Origin of the sequence: Syntrophobacter fumaroxidans MPOB, from assembly GCF_000014965.1 — a bacterium.
Lineage (GTDB): Bacteria > Desulfobacterota > Syntrophobacteria > Syntrophobacterales > Syntrophobacteraceae > Syntrophobacter > Syntrophobacter fumaroxidans.
Window position 1 is genome coordinate 3,524,597 of the sequence record NC_008554.1, and the last position, 15,967, is coordinate 3,540,563.

Here is a 15,967-nt window from a genome sequence, read left to right on the forward strand (position 1 = left end):
TGGCATGATGGAACGCAACGAGAGAAAGAAACGGCACTTCATCCTGGGAAGCATTGCCGAACCCGAGCGGTTCAGCCGACCGCAGCGGATAATTGAACAGGGGAAGGTTCCTGAGCGTGACCGTCAACGACACGGTGCGGCGCTGCTTGGTCAGGTCGAAGCACTGAAGCCGGAGATGCTGGCCGCTCGGGAGGCTCAGGAAGAGGTCGGACTCGATGGCGGATTCGGATTGCAGGTGGAGTTCGAAAGCTTTCCGGACATCGATCTGGCTTTTGAAAGTTTGGCGCGGGAACGTTCCGGAATCGAATTGCAGAACGTTCGCCATCAGGATCAGCGCACGTACGCGACCGTCTTTGTCCCGGATGGGAAGCTGGAACATTTTGAAGGTCTGATTCGGGACTATCTTGAAGAAAAGCGCGATAAAGCGGGGCGCGCTCGGGACCATAAAACCCTGATCAATGCGATTCAGCAAATTCGTGCCGCAAGCCTGCGTGCCCTCTGGACGGATGACTTGCAGGTCTTCCCGGCCACGGATGACGAAACCTTCTGGTGGGAGGTCTGGCTACCGGTTTGCGGTGATCGCGCCGGCACCGTAGCCAATTTCCGTAGCCTGGCCGAAGCACAGGATCTGCAAGTGGCTCCTGGCGAACTGGAGTTCCCGGAACGGACGGTGTTATTGGCACATGCCTCCGCCAGCCAGATGCGACGTTCCATGATGACAATCAACAGCATTGCCGAACTCAGGAGGGCCAAGGAGACGGCTGAGTTCTTCCATGCCCTGCCGCCGCAAGAGCAGCCGGAATGGTTAGAGGAGTTGCTTGGCCGTACCCGGTTTACCCGACCGGACGAAGCTGTTCCCCATGTGTGTTTGCTTGACACCGGCGTCAACAATGGACACCCTTTGATCGCACCGGCGCTTGCCGATCGGGATTTACACACTGTGGAACCCGCGTGGGGAACGGACGACACATACGGGCACGGCACGGCCATGGCAGGACTCGCCCTGGCCGGAAATCTTGCGGAGTCCCTTGATTCGGGTGCCCCTATCGAGATCGGTCATCGCCTGGAATCGGTCAAGTTGCTGCCGCTGGATGGGGCTAATGCGGGAGATGCCCGACACCACGGTTACTTGACGACGGAGGCGGTTGCCCGGCCAGAGATCACGTCGCCGCACCGCCGCCGGGTGTTTAGCATGGCAGTAACTGCTAAAGACTACCGCGATCACGGCCGTCCTTCGGCGTGGTCAGCCGCAATCGATCGTTTGGCGGCCGATGCGGAGGAATACGGGGGAACCCCGAGGCTGCTGATAGTATCCGCCGGGAACATCGATGACCCGAACGCCTGGGTCGAGTACCCCTACAGCAACGAGACCGATGGCATTCATGATCCCGGTCAGGCCTGGAACGCCTTGACTGTCGGTGCCTGCACCGATCTTATCCATATAACCGAACCGGACGCCGGCGACTATCAGTCTATTGCACCGGTTGGCGGACTGAGTCCCTTCAGTACAACGTCTCTCACCTGGCAGCCACGTTGGCCTCTGAAGCCGGATGTGGTGTTCGAGGGCGGCAATGCGGCCAAAGATGCTTTTGGCGCCGTTTGGTTGCCCAGTCTGAGCCTCCTTACCTCATACCATGTGCCGAGCCGGCGATTGTTCACCACAACGAACGCCACCAGTGCGGCAACGGCGCTTGCCGGCGGAATGGCGGCGCGATTGATGTCGGTCTATCCGGAGCTTTGGCCGGAATCTATACGTGCCTTAATGGTCCATTCCGCAGAATGGACGGATACAATGCGGTCCATGTTTCTGCCGGCACGCGAAAAGCCATCAAAGAAAGATTTCGAAAATCTGGTCCGTCACTGTGGTTTCGGTGTACCGGATCTGGATCGTGCCCTGTGGAGTCTTTCGAATTCCCTCACCATGGTGGTGGAGGAACACCTGTATCCATTCAAGCGTGAAGCCCATAAGCAGCCAGCCCTGAAGGATATGCACCTACACCGACTGCCCTGGCCGCTGGTTGAACTCGAAGAACTGGGTGAAGCACGGGTGGAAATGCGCGTAACGCTGTCCTATTTCATAGAACCCAACCCGTCGGAGAGAGGTTTCCGTTCACGCTACCGGTATGAATCTCACGGACTGCGCTTCGATGTAAAGCGCCCATCGGAGTCGGAGGACGATTTCCGAGCGCGGATCAATGCTGCCGCACGCAACGAAGAGGAGGGTACGCGTAGCAGGGGTGACGATCCTGGGTGGGTGATAGGTATACAAAATCGGCACAAGGGATCACTGCACTCAGACATCTGGCAAGGCAGCGCCGCCGATCTCGCCAGTCGAGGAATCCTGGCAGTCTATCCGGCGGTGGGATGGTGGAAGACCCACACACGAATGGAACGATATGACACGGCAGCGCGCTATTCTCTGGTCGTGTCCATTCGCGCGCCGGAAATCGAGGTAGACCTCTATAACGCCGTTGCCAATCTGATCACCACGCCCGTGGCGGTGGAACACTGATATGGAATTCCGCATTGCCGACACATTCACCGACAGCCTCAGCAGGCTTACGGGGCACGAACAGAAGGCGGTGAAGACCACGGCCTTCGACCTGCAAATGAACCTTGGCAAACCTGGAATGCATTTCCACAAGCTGGACAAGGCGCGAGACCCCAACTTCTGGTCGGTGCGGGTCAGCGGCGACATTCGAATCATTGTGCACAAGACGGACGCGAGCCTGCTCCTGTGTTACGTCGACCACCATGACACCGCCTACGATTGGGCCGAGCGGCGCAAGTTGGAAACGCATCCCAAGACCGGCGCCGCACAATTGGTTGAGGTCCGAGAGACGGTCAGGGAGATCACGGTTTCCAAATACGTCGAAGTGGGGGAGAGGGATCATGCCAAGCCACCCCTGTTTGCCGACGTCCCCGAAGAAGATCTATTGAGTTACGGTGTGCCCATCGAGTGGTTGGATGATGTGCGCAAAGCCAATGAGGATACCGTGTTGGAGCTGGCCGACCATCTTCCGAGCGAAGCGGCCGAGGCGCTGCTGGATCTGGCCACCGGGGTGCATCCGCAGATCACACAACCTACAGCACACGGCAAGGATCCGTTCGACCACCCCGATGCACAGCGCCGGTTCCGCGTGATGCATGACGTTGAAGCGCTGGAACGCGCCCTAGACTATGCCTGGGAGAAGTGGACGGTTTTTCTCCATCCCGCGCAACGTCAGCTGGTGGAGAGACAATTCAGCGGCCCTGCCCGGGTCTCGGGCTCCGCAGGTACGGGAAAGACCATCGTTGCGCTCCACCGGGCCGTTCATCTTGCCCGTATCCACCCCGATGCGCGGGTGCTGCTCACGACGTTTTCCGAGACCCTGGCGAATGCACTGCGCACTAAGCTCAGACGATTGATCAGCAATGAACCGCGGATTGGCGAACGCCTGGAAGTGCACGCCATGGGCGCGATAGGCAGGCGGCTTTATGAATTGAACTTCGGCCGTCCCCGGATCGCTTCCCGGGAAGCGATCCGGCAGGCTCTCGACGAGGCTGCCGGGGCGGTCGACGGCCACAGGTTCAGCCGCCATTTCCTGATGATGGAATGGGCGCAGGTTGTGGATGCCTGGCAACTGAAAACTTGGGAAGCCTATCGCGACGTCAGGCGGCTGGGTCGAAAGACACGCCTTCAAGAGAAGCAACGTGCAGTGCTCTGGTCCATTTTCGACCACGTCTGGTCCAGCTTGGAGAATCGGGGCATGGTGACCGAGTCTTATCTTTTCAGTCGCCTGGCCTCGCAGCTCGCCGAGACCGGACGGCCGCCGTTCGATTATGTGGTCGTGGATGAGGCACAAGATGTCGGAATATCTCAGCTCCGATTTCTCGCTGCTCTCACCGCCACGCACCCGCATCACCTGTTCTTCGCAGGCGACCTCGGCCAACGGATTTTTCAGCAGCCATTCTCCTGGAAGGCTCTCGGCGTCGACATTCGTGGTCGATCCCACACGCTTCGAATCAATTACCGGACTTCACACCAGATCAGAATGCAGGCTGACCGCCTGCTTGCCCCGGAATTATCCGATGTTGACGGAAATTCCGAAGAGCGACGCGGTACAATCTCGATTTTCAATGGGCCAAAACCCAAGCTCATGATTCTCGACACACCGGATGAGGAAATCGAGGCTGTCGGAAGGTGGCTCTCCGGACTTATGGACCAAGGATTGCGGCCTCACGAAGTGGGAGTTTTCTTTCGTTCCGCTGCCGAACTGGATCGAGCCCGCGCGGCAGCCAAAGCCGCAGGACTTCCGGTCAGGGTACTGGACGATAGCGTGGACTCGAGCAGTGGTTACGTCTCCATCAGCACCATGCATCTTGCCAAAGGCCTGGAGTTTCGGGCAGTCGCCGTGATGGCCTGTGACGACGAGGTCATTCCTCTGCAGGAACGGATCGAAGCGGTTTCGGACGACTCCGACCTGGACGAGGTATACAACACCGAACGCCACCTGCTCTATGTCGCCTGTACCCGTGCAAGGGACCATCTGCTTGTAACCGGTGTCGACCCTGCTTCGGAGTTCCTCGATGATCTGCGGATGTGATGTGGGCAAAATGCGATCTCCGAAGCGTGGACAAGCTTATAGCAATAATGGTGGCCCTTATCCGGGACGGTCCCTGAGGAAGGTAGCCTGCCCCCCTCGGGCGGGCGGAGAGGGGACGCCTCTCCGCCGGGGCGAATGTCGGGGGATCGTGCGGGAAAGCTTGTGGGCAGGGGCCTTGTTCTCCGCGGCCCCTCCCCGTCGAAGTGAATTTCACGTCATCATGCGGCCTTGTCCGTCCGCGCGGCTTTGTCCGCTTCAAAAAGCCTCCCGTATTCCTCGATCAGGTTCTTCAATTCCAGGATCGCCTGCTTTTCCTCGCCGGTCAGAAGCAGCGTCTCGGCCTGTTTGGGATCCTGCTCATAATGCATGCAATACAGCCTGAAAACCCTCAATGCGCGATCGATATCCATGGTCCCATCCTCCTTTCCCGATGAGTGATCCCTGCAACCCACGGATTCTCATTGCCTGTTGATCACGACCTGCTTCGGCTTCGCGACCGCCCGGGCCTTCCTGGGAATGGTGATCGTCAGGATACCGTGTTTGTAGGCGGCGTTGATGCCCTCCTGCTCCGCATCTTCGGGCAGGGACAGTACCCTCTGGAAGGAGCCGTAGGAGCGCTCCATCCGGTAGTAATTCTTATCCTTTTCTTCCTTCTCCTGCCTTTTCTCACCCTTGATGATCAGGGTATCCTCCTGCAGCTCCAGCTGAACGTCCTTTTCGTCCACCCCCGGCAGCTCGACGGTGATCGTGTACTCCTTGTCGCCGGCGGCAATATCCAGCATGGGCTTCAGCCACTCGGTGCCCGACATCGGAGCGATTTCCCTGCCCACCCCCATCGACGGAAAACCGAACCCTCGGAAGAAATGGTCGAACATCCGGTCGATTTCCTGGTGAAACCGCGCGACGGGGTTGTCGTGGCGCGGCTGGTCGTAGCGCTGCACGGGAAGGTTTGCGGACTGCTGCTCCTCTTCCTTTTTGAACCAGTTCCAGGGTGCCAGCTTTTTGAAATCCATGGCATATTCCTCCTTTCCAAGACCGGCATCGGGCGGTTTGAGCACCCGCGCGGCACGCTCGACGCATTCTGTAGGGCAAGGCGCACCGCTCTGCTCGGGTCGATGACTCCCTCACCCACGAGATCCCCGCAGGAATCGGTCCAGGCGTTGAAACCGAAAATGCGATTGTCCCTGAAAACGCCTTCCCCGACCGCGACCATTCTGCCCTGCTGGGGTTTCTCCTTGGCCATGTCCGGGATGATGATCCCTCCGGCGGTTTTCTCCTCCTCCGCCCATGCGCCTGACAACAATCCGATCATGCAGGGGCTTGAGCTTTATACCATCGCTCCTTGAAGTTTCGAATCAAGATTCATGCCGCCATGCATGAACACGGCACGGGTAAAAACCCTTCCAACGAGAACTTTAGCACTCGACAATAGTGAGTGCTGACAAAATATTTGTTAATCCGGTCTTCCCGATTGTCAATGGGCGTTCGAAAAATTTTACGGCATGTCGCACAGAGTCAATTTGCAGAGTGATTTCCAATAGACGGGTCTTCCAGAGCGATTTGTGCGCGCAAAACCGATCCGCATGTTAAACTGGAATCAAAGAAGACGACTTGCGAAGAACTGTTGCAGAGACGAAGACGCGCAATCCCGGGCCACGCACCGAAAAATCAAAAAAACCGGGCCTTGCCGACCCGGAGGCAAAGTGCCGACCGTTGAGGCCGTTCCTGCCTCGTCCTCGGTGAAGCCGATCATGCGGGCGATCGTTCCGGCCCGCATCCGGGGAACCGGCTCGAAAGGGGAAAACAACAGGACGCCGGAGTGTGCGCCATGAAGCATTCTTACCCGAAAGACCTGGCGTCGATCGTCAGCCGGCAGTGGAATGCTCCTCCTGCCGCCATGGACGGTGAAAGGCCGCCGAGCGGCACGGTCTGCGATCCCTTGCCCGAACCGTCCGTGCTCGAGGTGCTCCTGTCCACCTGCTACCAGGCGAGCTTGATGGTGGAGGAAGGGAGGCCCGTCACATTCCGTCTTCTCTTCAAAGACCCGGATCGCCTCGATGCGCGGCAGGGCCCTCCCGAAGGGCTGCACCGCGTTGCATTCGGCGAGCCGCGCCCCTTCAATGAAGATGAATTGAGGCGGCTTTCACCCGCCGCCGATTTCCATCGCTCGCTGATCGGAGTGAACCTGCATCCCATGGAGGGGCTTCGGGTTTGGGGGATCGTCAATTCGGGGCCGCGGTGGATGCAGGCGGTCTATGGAGGAAGGAAGACCACCGGGTTTCTGCCGCCCGCGCCGGTCATTCGGGTAACGGGGCCGGGCCGCCTCGCCGTCTGTAGAGGGGGGGAGATGGTCGCCGCCCTGAATTCAGGGCTGATCTCCCTGCCGAAGGGAGACATCCTGGGCTCACACTGGCTGCCGGCAAGCTTCACGCCTTCGGGAAACACACTGATCAGGCTGCACCGGGAGGCCCGCGAGCGCGCTGCAAACTCCTGGGCGGCCCTGGATGAATCTTTCATCAGGATCCTCACCCAGCAGGTCTACCGGCGCATCGTGAGCATAGTGCGCAGCTTTCGCCATGGCGGAACGATCATCCTCGTCCCGCAGGAGCGGGCGGCGGAGCTCACTTCGGATAACCGCTGCATCGACATCAAGTACAAATTTGCCGAGGAGGAACCGCGTTACCGCATCGGAACGCTTTATCTGCAGATCATGAACACCCTGGCGGAGGAATGCGGAAAACAGGGGTTCATGCATCGCCCGGTGGGATGGAACGAATACGTGGCGAGCACCAGTGTTGCCATCGAACGACTGGATGAGGCGATTTTCGAGGCGGCCCACCTCGTCGCCGATCTCACGAGAATAGACGGCGCGGTGGTCATGACCAAGAGCCTCGAGTTGCTGGGTTTCGGCGGGGAAATCCTCAGCAGGTCGAGCAGGGTGGAAACCGTTGCACAGGCCCTGGATGCAGAGGGAGAACAAAGGCGGGTGGAATCGACCCGGGGCGTGGGCACCCGGCACCGGTCCGCCTACCGCCTCTGCCACGAGTTCCGCGATGCGGTTGCCGTCGTGGTTTCTCAGGATGGGATTGTGCGCGTCATCGTGTGGAAGGAGGATATGGTGGTCTACTGGGACCAGGCGACTCTGAGCACGTTCGATTTCTGAAAGCATGCAACCCCGCGGGATATCGGTGAACTCCGGGAACGAGCCCGCCCCCCGCCGTCCCGACGCCGCTCCGGACAGCCCCGGACATCGGGCGTGCCGGCCTTGCCCCGGTTCGATCCAAGTCCGATTCAGTCCCGCAGAAGGATGTCCCTTACGGTGTCGGGGACTTGCGGGTCATGCCGGGTGGTGTTGAACGCGACCAGCAGGTTCGGCCGAACGCCCGTATTCTTGATCGCATGGGAGACCCCCGGGGGAATGATCAGGCGCAGGACTCTGCCGTCCGGAATGACGATATCCGCAATCGATTCGCCTTCGCGGATGCGAACCAGGGCAGGCCCGTAGACCGCGATGGTCTCCACGCCCTCCCTGTGAAAGTGGTTGCCGCGGATTTTTCCCGGCTCGGTCATGACGATGTGGACGTTCCGCTGGTCCTGCAAGCGTTCCGCACTTAGAGGTTCCCATACGCTTCCACGCTCATCCTGCTTGGGAGAAATCCACTCGACGACGCTTTTCATAGGTTTGTTCCCCCTCATCACCACCCTCGCATTCGCCCCATCGAGTCGCGCAATTCCTCGTTCCACCGGCTTTTCCTCATTTCGCTCCCCCGCCCGGCGTTCGGTCGGATCCGCTCCGGAGGTTCCTTCGCGGCTTGGATCGCCCGACAGGCCGTGACCAGGCAGGCGGGAAAACCTCACGCACGAAACCGGCGACCGCTCGGACAATAAGGATTTAGCAAGGGTTGAACGCAGGTGTCAATCGGCATCGAGATGCGGTCGATCCGCCCGCCGGTCATCTTGTTGACATCTCGCGCAAATGCATCAGAATAGAAAAGCAATGCAAAACATGCGGACCATGCGGTCATTGCCGCCGGCGGATTCCATGACATTCTCGTCCTGAAGCCGAATCTCCTGATTTCGAATCGCTCCGAACGCGGATCATTGCCTGCGGAATATCGTGCGACCTCCGGGAAACGGAGTCCTGCATGCCTGCGCGAGCAGGTTCTTTCAAGGGGCCGAGGACCGTTTCCTTTATTCCGGGACGATCCGGGCCGGAGGATTCCAGCCGTTTTCCCGGCTCAGAAAAGGTATCAGCCCTGCGTGCTCAGGCGACGAACTCCCTGCCGACGCTCAGGTGGCCGGTGACGGGATGAACCCGTTGTTCCCGGGGATCGCAAGTTTTTTCATGGGTGAAGGAGAGAGCCTCATGAGCCGAAAATCGACAGGCGCATTCCTCGTGATCCTTTTGCTGTCCATGGCTGCAGGCGGGGCGGTCGGGGCCGCGGACGATCCCTACGGCGCGGCCCGCGCGAAAATGGTCCGGGAGATCGAGGAGGACGCCCGCCGGACCAGCGAGCGTATCGGCAAGACGGCGCTCGATCCCCGAGTCATGGAGATCATGGCCCGAGTTCCCCGGCATGAATTCGTTCCCGCGGCCGAGCGGGCTTACGCCTACGAAAACCGTCCCCTTCCCATCGGCTACGGGCAGACCATCTCGCAGCCTTACATCGTGGCCGTCATGACCGACCTTCTCAAGGTCGGGAGCGAGAGCACGGTGCTCGAGGTCGGAACGGGATCGGGATACCAGGCGGCCATTCTGGCCGAATTCGTGCGGAGCGTCTACTCCATCGAGATCATCGAGGCACTGGCCGAAACCGCCGCGGAGCGGCTCAAGCGGCTGGGGTACGACAACGTGCGGGTCAGGACCGGCGACGGCTACCATGGATGGAAAGAGCACGCCCCCTTTGACGGGATCGTCGTCACGGCCGCCGCCGGTCACATCCCGCCGCCTCTCCTCGATCAGCTCAAACCGGGGGGGAGAATGATCATCCCCGTCGGCGGCCCCTTCTTCGTGCAGCAGTTGATGCTCGTGGAAAAGGACGAGCAGGGGCGGACCCGGACGCGTCAGATCCTTCCCGTGGCTTTCGTCCCTTTGACCGGCGGGCACTGACATGATTGCCGTCGGGCTTGCGGTTTCCTTGATCTCCATGGCCCTCCTCGGCCATGAAATCCTTCTCATGCGCCTCCTCAGCATCGCCCAGTGGCACCACTTCGCAGGTATGATCATCAGCCTCGCCCTCCTGGGACTCGGGGCCGCCGGAACCTTCAACACCCTGTTTCAGAAATGGCTGATCCCGCGGTTTCACCGCGTGTTCTGCCTCAACGCCATCCTGTTCGGCCTGGCGCTCCCGACCACCGTCGGGGCGGCCCGACTCGTTCCCCTCAATCCCCTCGAGATCCTATGGGATCCGCGCCAGTGGCTTTACCTGTTCCAGACTTATCTCATCCTCATTTTGCCCTTCTTTTTCGGAGGCAACTGCCTCTCCCTGGCTCTCGCCCGGTTCAAGGAGAACATCCATCGCGTCTACTTCTTCGATCTCCTGGGAGCCGGTCTGGGCGCTCTCGGAATCGTCCTCCTCCTTTTTGTCCTCCCGCCCTGGGAATGTCCGCCGATTCTTTCGATGGCGGGATTCGCGGCGGCGGGCCTCGTCCTCCTGAACGAGAGGGGGCGGCGATTCCGTATGGCGGGAATCTTCACGATCCTGTGCGGCGCGGTTTTCCCCCTGATCTGGCCGCAGGGCGGGGCATTCCCCAACGTTTCCCCCTACAAGGGCCTGAGCGCGGCCCTGCTGTCTCCGGGCGCCCGGATCGTCGCCGAGCGCACAAGCCCTCTCGGCTGGCTGGCCGTCGTGGAAAGCCCGGTCATCCCTTTCCGCCACGCGCCCGGAATGAGCCTGCACTGCACGGCGGAGCCTCCCGCGCAGCTCGGGATCTTCGTGGACGGAGACTCCATGAGCCCCATCACCCGCTTCGACGGCAACCCCACTTCCCTCGCGTTCCTGGACTGCCTGACCTCCGCGTTGCCGTTTCATCTGCTGAAGAACCCGCGGGTCCTGGTGCTCGGGGCGGGAGGAGGAATGGACGTGCTCACGGCAAGGCTCAACGGGGCCCGGACCGTTGATGCCGTAGAGCTCGACGCCAACGTGATTTCCCTGGTCGGGGATACGTTCGGCGAATACTCGGGCCGGCTCTACGGCGACGAAAAGGTGAGGCTCCATGCCGCCGACGCCAGGAGCTTCCTTTCCAGGACGGATACGACCTTCGACCTGATCCAGGTCTCCCTCCTCGATTCGTTCACGGCTTCGGCCACGGGGGGACACGCCCTGAGCGAATCCTATCTGTATACGGTGGAGGCTCTGACCGATGCCTACCGCCGCCTTGCACCGGGCGGCTGTCTTGCCGTCACGCGCTGGCTCAAGGTGCCGCCCCGGGACAGCCTGAAGCTTTTCGCCACGGCCGTGCAGGCGCTGGAACGGTCGAGCGTCGCAAGCCCGCAGGGGCAAATGGCTCTCATCCGCAGCTGGAGCACGACCACACTTCTTGTCAAGAAAGGGGAACTCTCGGGGAAAGACCTGGAACGGATCAGGGGCTTCTGCGCCGAGCGCGCGTTCGACATCGACTTCCGCCCGGGCCTGGAACCCGGGGAAACCAACCGGTTCAACGTTCTCGATGAACCGTACCTGTCGGAAGGCGCTCAGGCGCTTATCGGAGAGCGGCGCAAGGAATTCATGGAACGGTACAAGTTCGCCATCGAGCCCGCCACGGACGATCGCCCCTATTTCCTCCATTTTTTCAAGTGGAGAACGCTGCCCGAGATCCTTTCAGCGAGGGGCCGGGGAGGGCTGCCGCTCATGGAATGGGGCTACCCCGTGCTGGTGATGACGCTGATCCAGGCCGTGGCGCTGAGTCTTGCCTTGATCCTGGTTCCGCTCTTTTTCCTGGAGCGCGAAAGATCGGCGGGAATGAACGGAGGCCGCATCGCCGTTTACTTCTCGGCGCTCGGGTTCGCGTTCCTGTTCATGGAGATGGCTTTCATTCAGAAGCTCATCCTTTTTCTGGGCCACCCCATCTATGCCGCATCGGTCGTCATCGCCGGTTTCCTGGTCTTTGCCGGCCTGGGTAGCCGCTGCGTGGCGGTGCTGAGCAGGGCCATGACGCCGAATGGGCCCAACGGGAATGTCGTGACCATCCTGGTTGCCGCGGCGGTCGTCGTGATCCTGTCGGTTCTCTACGTGATCTTCATCCCCGGGCTTTTTGGCCGGTTGGCGAGCGCGGGGGACCCGGTTCGGATCGTCGTGTCCCTGGTCCTCATCGCCCTCCTCGCCTTCCCGATGGGAATGCCGTTTCCTCTCGGGCTCAAGATGCTTGGCGAGTCCCAACCGGCCTGCATCCCATGGGCGTGGGCAATCAACGGCTGCACCTCGGTCCTCGCCACGGTGCTGGCTTCCCTCCTGGCCATCCACCTGGGGTTCAACGCCGTCGTGATCTTTGCGGCGGCGCTGTACGGAGTGGCGGCGATGAGCGCCCGGGGGCTTCCACATCGAAACCCCGCCGCGAACGTGCGTGAATGACGTGTCGGAAACCGGGCGTATGGCCCGGCGCGCCGCGCGCGGAGGTTCGATTCCCGGGCGGCCCGTCGAATGAAAGCGTCCCTTTATACCGAGGTGTGTTCAAGATTATACAGCACATGCACAGCGGGAGGCGACGCGGGCGGGGATAAACCCCGCCCCTTGCTACGTTCCGATGCGCCCGTCAGCAGGCCCGCTCCGCCCCCCGCCGTTCCTGGACGTGTTTCTTTACGGTGCGGCGGTCGAGGCCGGTCCTCCGCGCCACTTCCTCATATGTGCCGAAACGGTCGTAGAGCAGGGCGCAATAGGATGCCACGAGCTCATGCGCGGTCAGCACCCCGTCCCTTATCCCGCTGATGAGCTCGGCTTCGGGAGCGGTTGCCGCAACCCCGCGGTCGCCATGATAGCGGCTTGTCAGCAAAATGCCGCGCACCGCCTGTTCCAGCTCGCGCACGTTTCCCGGCCAGGCGTAATGCGCTCCAAGGTTGGCGCCGATCGCCTCCCGCACCATCACGGCCAGTTCCCTCGACGCTTCCCCCACGATACGCCGGATCACGTGGGCCACCATGACGTCGAGCTCGGCCGGATCTTCTCCCAGGCGCTGCCGAAGCGGAGGAACGACGATCATGTCCGAACAGAGGCGGTAAAAGAGATCGTCCCGGAAGAGTCCCCGGCGGCGAAGATCGTCCAGGGGCTTGTTGGTCGCCGCGATGACCCGGCCGTTGAAGCGCAGCTTCTCATGACTTCCCACGGGCGAAAAGGTCCGGTCCTGAAGGACCTGGAGCAGCTTCACCTGGACCGGAATGGAAACGTCCCCGATCTCGTCCAGAAAAATGGAACCGTGCGCACTGCACCGGGCGAATATGCCCTGGTGATGCTCGATGGCCCCGGTGAACGCGCCTTTGCGATGACCGAACAGCTCCGATTCGATGAGCGCTTCCGGGTACTGCGACAGGTTGATGGAAATGAAGTTCTGCGTGAAACTCTCGGTGAAACAACCCTTACCGACATCATACGGGATGAACCCCGAACGGCCGATGGCCGCGGCCGCGGTTCCCTTTCCCGTGCCGGTCTCACCCAGGAGCAGCGTGGAAAAGTCTTCCATCCGATTCCACAGGTATTTCTCATACCAGCGGATGTCGTGCGTGAAGATATCGTCCCACAGGTGCAGACGAAGCTGCTTCATGGAAGGGCTTGCGCCGACCAGGCCGTGGTTGATGAAATAGAAGGCCCGGCGCACCTGGTAGAACATGGCGAAGAAACGATGTGCCTCGGGAACGCTGAACCCGCGGCCGGTCAACGTGGCGAGCGTATCGCGGGCGAACGGCAGGGGGCGCCTCTCGTGCCCCGATGCGATTTCGCGCAGGATGAGCTCGTCCAACCGATCCGAAACACGGTGATAGACATCGAAGAGGAAGGCGTTCTGCACGACATAGCGGTCCTCCCCTCTGTAGAAACGCAGATCCGCACGGTCCGCGCGTTCGAGCTTCCGCACTTCCTCCGCCACGTTCGCGATCACCCGGTCGATCCGCTCTTCGTAAGGCGTGGCCGGTGAACAGTCCGCGATGCGGAGGTCGAGCTCCGTCCTGCGGTCGCTGAACGGGTTGCAGAAGGTCGCCCGCGAAACCAGCTCGAAAAACCGCCGATCCCGGGCTGAGAGTTTGTGTCCCCGATTCATGCAGCCAGTGTATATGAGCCGTGCATTGGATGTCAATCAATCGGCTGACACCCCGTGGCGCGGCCGTGCCCCATCCTGCCCGTCACTTTGGAATGACGTGATATTCCGGCGCATATGGAAACGGCATGCAAACCGCCCTAAGCCGGGGACTCTCGACAAACCGTGAAGATGCGCCGGACCCGGTTATTTTCAAGCAAAATGCGCCGGGACCGGTTGGACATCTTCTGAACGCAGGCACCTTGCGGCCAGGCGCCCGGGGGAAGGCCTATCCCCCCGGTTTCGCAAGACCGGGGACCCCGCGGCATTGCGCGACGGCTACTTTATCGCCGACGAACGTATGAAATAGCTGTCGCCGACCGTGACGTGGTCGAAGGGGGGCTCCATTTTGACCCCCACCCTCTCGGCGGTTCGCATGGTCAGGGCAAAAACCCGGGCCACCTTGAGATCCTTGTCGGAATCCACTTCGACCGCCAACAGAACGGGCAGCCCATACATGGTGGGTTCCCCGACGATGTTTCTCTCCTGGATCGACCACGGACCGGTGACCACCACTGCCAGCGGGCGGCGGGGATCCTTCTCGCGCCTGCCCCAGTCGGCGCTGTTCTTAAACCATTCCAGGGCCGCCTTGCGGAGCCCGTCGGCATCGGCCGGCGCATTGGCGGCTTGACCGGGCCATGTGCGCTTGTCGATTCTTGCGTTGAAGTCCTGCATCGCCTGGGCGATCTGCTGATCGATGACGGCCCGGGCCTGCACGACCGCGGGGTTGTCCGACTGATACCGGGCGGCTGTCGCGATCCACGCTTTGACTCCGGCGAGTTGCTCCGCCATGGAAAAATCGTGAGCCTTAGCCATGCCGTCAAGCTGCGCTCTCGCCTTGTCCACCAGGCTTTCCGCCATTGCAGTCCGCGTCTTCCCGACGTTTTCGATTCCTTTGGCCAACTCGGTGTAGGGGTAACTCGCCCGCTGCTGGCCGGAATAACCGCCGGATTGGGCTTTCGTGTCGATCGCTTCGGCCGTGGAACCGTACTTCCGGGCAAATGCCTCCAACTTTTGCCGGATTCCGGGAAGCTCGTTGCGTTCGAAGCTCTCGATCCGCGTGATCAACTCCTCCACGGGTTTCAGATCGTTGTAGTATATGGCGGCTCCGTTCGCCGCCTGGAAAACCGGGCTCACCCCGTCGAGCTCGGACTTGAGGGCCGCCACGTCGGCATCCACTTCCCCGGCCCTGGCGCTTGCCTCCGCCTTCTGCTTCTCATATCCGCCCCTGGCCTGCGCGGCTTTTCCGCCCGCGGACGTCAATTCCGCCTCCAACCGGTCGAATTCGGGGTGCGAGGCAACGCCCTTCTGGGCGGCCAGCTTCCTGGCCTCATCGAGCAATCCCCTGATCTCGGCAAGCTTTTCCTCCACCCGCTTGACCAGTTGATCCTTGTCGCCGGAATAGCCGGGATCGGCCAGGTCGCCGAGGTTCTTTTCCAGGCTCGCCAGCCGCTGGGTCGCATCCGCAAGCGGCTTGCGCGCCTCATAGGGGACCTTGGCCGAGGAAGCGGCGGTGTCCTTGCTCTTCTCACCGGCCGCCGGCTCCACGGCTTTGCCGGAATCCGCGACTGACGCGGGTTTTTCCGATGAGGACGCCGCGGCGGGAGGGGCCGTTCCCTCGGCGGGCATGGCTTTGGGGGTCGGTTTGTCCGGCAGCACGGTCGGCGTGCTCGACCCGGCCGCCGTCAACGTTCCGCCTCCAAGATCCTTGCCCGTGCGCCGTTCCAGGTCCTTGACCAGCTTCGAATAGCCGTTCTCCGCGGCCTTCACCCCGGGGTTGTCCGCATCCGCGGCTTTCAGCCTAGCGATCAACTGCCCGATGCTTTCAAGGGCAGCGATGGACTGGTCGGATTTCCCGGCGAACATGTCTTTTTCAGCCTGCCGAAGCTCCTTGTTGGCCTGCGTCAGCATCGCCTTGACGTCCGGACTCTGCGCACGGGCGCCTCCGGCAGACAAAAAGCCGAGCAGCATGAAAACCGCAAGACCGAGCACCACGGTTCCTGTTCCGTTTGCCTTCACGGCGGCCTCCTTCTCTTGGAAGAGGTGATGGGATTTCGAACGGGCTATGGGAATTCGATTCCGGAAGGCTTTTCAGTAGC

Annotated in this window: 10 protein-coding genes and 1 pseudogene; 5 read left to right on the forward strand and 6 right to left on the reverse strand. The window is 61.2% G+C overall.

The genetic code is table 11. From position 1 onward, the window contains the following. Positions 1-4 precede the first annotated feature (4 nt). Positions 5-2,512, forward strand: coding sequence for a S8 family peptidase (locus SFUM_RS14830; protein ID WP_011699700.1), 2,508 nt, complete (start codon positions 5-7; stop codon positions 2,510-2,512). A 1-nt stretch (position 2,513) separates the two neighbouring features. Further along, on the forward strand, positions 2,514-4,586 hold the full coding sequence (locus SFUM_RS14835) for a UvrD-helicase domain-containing protein (protein WP_011699701.1): 2,073 nt from the start codon (positions 2,514-2,516) through the stop codon (positions 4,584-4,586). A gap of 218 nt (positions 4,587-4,804) precedes the next feature. Here SFUM_RS14835 and SFUM_RS14840 read toward each other — a convergent pair whose 3' ends face one another. From SFUM_RS14840 to SFUM_RS22600, 3 genes and pseudogenes are all read right to left on the reverse strand, one after another. Continuing rightward, complete coding sequence (locus tag SFUM_RS14840) at positions 4,805-4,996, reverse strand: hypothetical protein (protein WP_041440665.1); 192 nt, start codon at positions 4,994-4,996, stop codon at positions 4,805-4,807. 48 nt (positions 4,997-5,044) lie between these two features. Beyond that, complete coding sequence (locus tag SFUM_RS14845) at positions 5,045-5,599, reverse strand: Hsp20/alpha crystallin family protein (protein ID WP_011699702.1); 555 nt, start codon at positions 5,597-5,599, stop codon at positions 5,045-5,047. A gap of 164 nt (positions 5,600-5,763) precedes the next feature. Then, positions 5,764-5,875, reverse strand: a pseudogene (locus SFUM_RS22600) (co-chaperone GroES); the annotation flags it as partial. Between the two features lie 539 nt (positions 5,876-6,414). Here SFUM_RS22600 and SFUM_RS14850 point away from each other — a divergent pair. Continuing rightward, the gene (locus SFUM_RS14850; RefSeq protein WP_011699704.1) at positions 6,415-7,749 is read left to right on the forward strand and encodes a putative sensor domain DACNV-containing protein; all 1,335 of its coding nucleotides are present in this window, start codon (positions 6,415-6,417) and stop codon (positions 7,747-7,749) included. Between the two features lie 128 nt (positions 7,750-7,877). Here the strand turns inward: SFUM_RS14850 and SFUM_RS14855 are convergent, their stop codons facing one another. Next, complete coding sequence (locus SFUM_RS14855) at positions 7,878-8,264, reverse strand: polysaccharide biosynthesis C-terminal domain-containing protein (RefSeq protein ID WP_150109527.1); 387 nt, start codon at positions 8,262-8,264, stop codon at positions 7,878-7,880. A gap of 688 nt (positions 8,265-8,952) precedes the next feature. On the opposite strand from SFUM_RS14855, the gene SFUM_RS14860 reads away from it, so the two are divergent. Then, the gene (locus SFUM_RS14860) at positions 8,953-9,696 is read left to right on the forward strand and encodes a protein-L-isoaspartate(D-aspartate) O-methyltransferase (protein WP_011699706.1); all 744 of its coding nucleotides are present in this window, start codon (positions 8,953-8,955) and stop codon (positions 9,694-9,696) included. A gap of 1 nt (position 9,697) precedes the next feature. Continuing rightward, complete coding sequence (locus SFUM_RS14865; protein ID WP_011699707.1) at positions 9,698-12,157, forward strand: spermine/spermidine synthase domain-containing protein; 2,460 nt, start codon at positions 9,698-9,700, stop codon at positions 12,155-12,157. A gap of 181 nt (positions 12,158-12,338) precedes the next feature. On the opposite strand, the gene SFUM_RS14870 is transcribed toward SFUM_RS14865, so the two are convergent. Together SFUM_RS14870 and SFUM_RS14875 are read right to left on the reverse strand one after the other, a co-directional pair. After that, entirely contained in the window at positions 12,339-13,832 is a 1,494-nt protein-coding gene (locus SFUM_RS14870; protein WP_041440667.1) for a sigma 54-interacting transcriptional regulator, read from the reverse strand. 315 nt (positions 13,833-14,147) lie between these two features. Then, positions 14,148-15,887 carry a hypothetical protein gene (locus tag SFUM_RS14875; RefSeq protein ID WP_011699709.1) on the reverse strand — a complete coding sequence of 580 codons (1,740 nt, stop codon included), beginning with the start codon at positions 15,885-15,887 and terminating at the stop codon, positions 14,148-14,150. Between the last annotated feature and the right edge of the window lie 80 nt (positions 15,888-15,967).

Coding starts and splice junctions, on each gene's coding strand:
- SFUM_RS14845 (WP_011699702.1), bottom strand. CDS start 5,599: ATGGATTTCAAAAAGCTGGCACCCTGGAACTGGTTCAAAAAGGAAGAG.
- SFUM_RS14855 (WP_150109527.1), bottom strand. CDS start 8,264: ATGAAAAGCGTCGTCGAGTGGATTTCTCCCAAGCAGGATGAGCGTGGA.
- SFUM_RS14840 (WP_041440665.1), bottom strand. CDS start 4,996: ATGGATATCGATCGCGCATTGAGGGTTTTCAGGCTGTATTGCATGCAT.
- SFUM_RS14860 (WP_011699706.1), top strand. CDS start 8,953: ATGAGCCGAAAATCGACAGGCGCATTCCTCGTGATCCTTTTGCTGTCC.
- SFUM_RS14865 (WP_011699707.1), top strand. CDS start 9,698: ATGATTGCCGTCGGGCTTGCGGTTTCCTTGATCTCCATGGCCCTCCTC.
- SFUM_RS14835 (WP_011699701.1), top strand. CDS start 2,514: ATGGAATTCCGCATTGCCGACACATTCACCGACAGCCTCAGCAGGCTT.
- SFUM_RS14830 (WP_011699700.1), top strand. CDS start 5: ATGATGGAACGCAACGAGAGAAAGAAACGGCACTTCATCCTGGGAAGC.
- SFUM_RS14870 (WP_041440667.1), bottom strand. CDS start 13,832: ATGAATCGGGGACACAAACTCTCAGCCCGGGATCGGCGGTTTTTCGAG.
- SFUM_RS14850 (WP_011699704.1), top strand. CDS start 6,415: ATGAAGCATTCTTACCCGAAAGACCTGGCGTCGATCGTCAGCCGGCAG.